This window comes from bacterium, from assembly GCA_040755795.1.
GTDB lineage: Bacteria > UBA9089 > CG2-30-40-21 > CG2-30-40-21 > SBAY01 > JBFLXS01.
Window position 1 is genome coordinate 1 of record JBFLXS010000382.1, and the last position, 3986, is coordinate 3986.

Annotated in this window: 1 protein-coding gene; it reads right to left on the bottom strand. The window is 37.8% G+C overall.

Translation table 11 applies throughout. The features are described 5' to 3' along the window. Positions 1 to 584: 584 nt before the first annotated feature. Positions 585 to 3902, bottom strand: a complete 3318-nt coding sequence (locus AB1414_17010; protein MEW6609114.1) for a diguanylate cyclase — start codon at positions 3900 to 3902, stop codon at positions 585 to 587. Positions 3903 to 3986 lie beyond the last annotated feature (84 nt).

Below are 3986 nucleotides of genomic sequence, written 5' to 3' on the forward strand. Positions count from 1 at the left end.
CACGGTGTCAAGCAAACCTGGCCCAAGAGTTCGATGCACCGCTATAGCGCATCCAATGACTCTATTCGATAATTCATCAAATTTCACTTCGTGCTCTCCGTACCCTTCGTGGTGAATAGTTACATTATATCATATAACAATTCAACAGTCAAGTCTTTTTTCTATTTTGCTGTGATTCAGACACTGGACATCAGACACAAGACTATAGATTCTATTTATGCAGGAAATTAGGTAAACATTCAGCTACTTAAAAAAATAACTGTAAAATGAGCAATTAAAAATTTAAAAGTCAATTCTGTGTTCTGGCAGTAAGAACTGATTTTCCAATCATCTTACATTTCATCTATCCTCTCATTTTACATTTTTCATTGGACATTGCCCATTGGACATTATTATTAGATATTTTGTAATGACCTGAATGCTTACAAATCTTTTTGTATTTGTGTTCATTCGTAGTTATATATTTCCTCTGTGTTCTCTGTGACTCTATGGCTATATCCTGAACGGTTACAAAAAAAAGATATTTTCCTTTCTGTTTCTCTGTGTCTCTGCGGTAAAAGACTACCTGAACGGTTATGGACAAATTAAGATAAAGGTTTCATCAGGGCGAGGATGACATCTTTCCATTGATAGTGGGGTTTGATGGGTTTTTGTTCCATACCGGTTTGATACAGGCAGACGCGGTTTCTACCCGCTTCCTTTGCCCAATAAAGTGCCTGGTCTGCCCTTGAAACTAACATCTTGGCATTAAATGACTTATCGTCTTCTTTATAGCAGGTCGATACCCCCAGACTGGCAGTTAAATTGAAAGATTTACCCTCAAATACCATCTGGTGTTTGGCAATCTCACTGCGTATTTTTTCTGCGACCAACATTGCCGCAGATTGACTTGTTTGCGGCAAAACAATGGTGAACTCATCACCGCCAAATCTTGTTACCCAGTCTATCTTGCGAACTTTACGCTGGATTAATTGAGCAATAATCTTTATCAACCGATTCCCTGCCTGATGCCCATAAGTATCATTAAAGTATTTCAAATGGTCAAAATCTAAGACGATTAAAGAAAGTGGCTGATTATATCGCACGGCTAACTCATATTCTTTATCAAAAAACTTTTCAAAATATCTAAAATTATAGACTTTAGTTAATTCATCCCGTTCTGCGGAATCCTTCATTTCGCCAAATAATCTACCCCGCTCTAAGGCAACAGATATTTGGTCGCCAATGATGGTCAGAAGTCTTTTTTCTATTGGAGAAAACTCATCTTTACTAAAACTACAAACACTCAGGATACCAATAATTTTATTTCCTTCTTTAATCGGAGCACTGATGAAGGCAGGGAGACGGTCCTCTTGTTGAGAGACAGATTTTACTACCTCACCAACAACCTCCAGAGAAATTACTCTTTTTGCCTCCTTTTTGCGTCGTGGATTCCATTGTAGCCATTGATTTAACATCTTTTGCTTTAAATCTTCGATTATTTTTTCATTAACCTGACAATTTCGTCGCAGGATTCCCTGAAGTTTTTCATCTTTTATAATCAGATAGGCGCCCAGATGATAATCAAGATATGTATATGTTTCATTGAGGATTAATTCAAGAATTTTTTCCTTTTCCATCATTTGAGATAATTCTTTAGTCATACGGAATAAGAAATTAAGTTCTCGTGTTTGGGCGCGAAGTTTTTCTAATTCTTCAGCCTGGGCGCGTAGTTCTTTTAATCTTTCTTGCGCTTCAGTTTGTCCTTTGGTATCCTCGGCTCTTTTTGCCTCTGCCTCCTGGCGTAATGCCTCTTTAATTTCTTGTTTAACCTGATACAAAAGGTTTAACTTTGCCTGCTGAGCCTTCAAGTCTTCTAACTCCGTATGTTCCGTTCTTGTTTTTTCTTTTGCCTTTTCTGCCTCAACCCTTAACTCTGTAATTAAAGCGGTTTGAGCCCGTAATTGTTCTAAAGTCGAGCGTTCTTTTTTTAACCTCTCTAATTCCTCTATCTGCCTTTTTAGTCGTTGGTCCTGGATTTGTGTCTTAAGTTCATTTATCTGGGCAGTCAGGGTTTTTGTCTTTGTTTCTTCAGCCTCTAATTTAGTTTTTAATGACCTGGAATATGCTTCAAAGTCTTTTGGTTCAACACCAGCCGGCAATTCAACCTTAACCTTTTCCTTCAATTCCGTTACTTGTGATTTAAGCATTTCCATCTCACCAACTTGAGTTGTAAATTCTTGAATTTGCTCTGTCAGGGCTAAAACCTTCAAACTTTCAGCCTCAGCCTTGACTTTATACTCTTCTGCTCTTGAGACAAATTCTTTCATCGATTCAAGTTCGGCTTTTAATCTCTCTATTTCTTCAAACTGGAGTTGGGACTTCATAGATTCTTCTTCTAGTTTAGCCTTCAATTCTTCGCTGGCTAATTTAGCCTCTTGGGCGATTATTGACTGAGCTCGAAGCATCTCAATATCTTCTATTTGTGGTCTTGTGGTTATTTCGGCAATGGTTGCGTTCAATTTTTCTATCTCAGTTTCATAATCTTTTAGTTTTAATGCGTCTGCCTCAAGTTTAATCTTTATCTCATTCATTTCTTCAAGTTTAGGTCTTCTGGTTAATTCTTCCTCATAACTTGCTATTTTTTTATTTAATTCCTCGAGTACTGTCTTTTGTTCTTCAATCTGTGTGATTAATTCTTCTGGAGGTTGAACTCTGACTCTGCCCGATTCCTCTGCCTGGCGTTCAAGTTCCTTTATCTCTTCTCGTTTAACATTACAAAGTAATTCTAATTGCTCTGCCTCAGAGCGTAATCGGGCGACCTCGGCGGCCTTGAGTTCTTTTATCTTTTCCTCTTCAGAAGGATATGGGGATAAGTTCGTCAAAGCCTGGTTAATATGATGAGATATTTGTTCCAATAGTTCTAAGTCCTTTTGATTAAAAGGTCCGTGGGTATATTTATTATTAACACTAATCACGCCTACGACTTCATCTTTAACACGCAAAGGACAGGTAAGAAGTGATTTGGTGTAATATCTATTTGAGTGAAAAGTTCTGGTAAAACGCGGGTCATTGTCAATATCCTCAACTAATAAAGATTTACCTGTATTGATGACATATCCCACTACGCCTTCGCCAGCCTTCACTTTAGTCTTCGAAACAATAGGTATTTCTAATCCCACTGCGGCTTTCATTGTTAATTCTTTAGTATCTTCATCCACTAACATTAATGAACATATCTCCGCACCCATAGCTCGGGCAACCATATTAACAATTAAAGAGTAAATATTCTCCTTACCAAGATTAAGGATAGATTCACGATTTGAACCAAATAATTGGTAAGATTCGGATATTCCTTTTATTTCTTCTTCTCTTTCGAGTAACTGCTCGCGTTTAAAAACCAATTCTATGGCTGATTGCGCCAGCAAGGTAATCAATTCTACTTCTATTTCAAGGACATCCATTGAGATAAGGTGGTCTTCTTTTTGAAGAATGGTTATAAAATCATCTGCCGGGAGATTAAACTTTCTGGCTATTTCTTGATAGGCTGAATAACCCAAATCCGAGTTAGCAATCTGACAGCCGCCGATGGTTCCAACTACTTCTTTCCCAACTAATATTGGGCAGGCAAATCCTAATAGACCCGCATCACACATAATACAGACAGGCATTTTAGTTCGTCTTGCCTGCTGTAAGGTGAACAGGAAAGATTTCTCACATCTATTTGCCCCGCCGGGTGTGGATTTAATCATCTGGCAAAAATTCTTATCATCCTGTTTTTTAAAGTTGTAATGACCTTCTATGTCAATTAGCCAGCAAGAGGTAGAGCCTATCTTGTCCAGAATGACACTCTTAATTTTTTCCCATTCTTCGCTTTTAACAAATTTATTAAAAAGTTTTTTTAATTCACCATTTTTTATCATAGCAAGATGGTGGGGTCAGAGCAAGATGGTGGGGTCAGACCTCGAAAGCAGAATTAACTTGATTAATTCTGCTTTCGAGGTCTG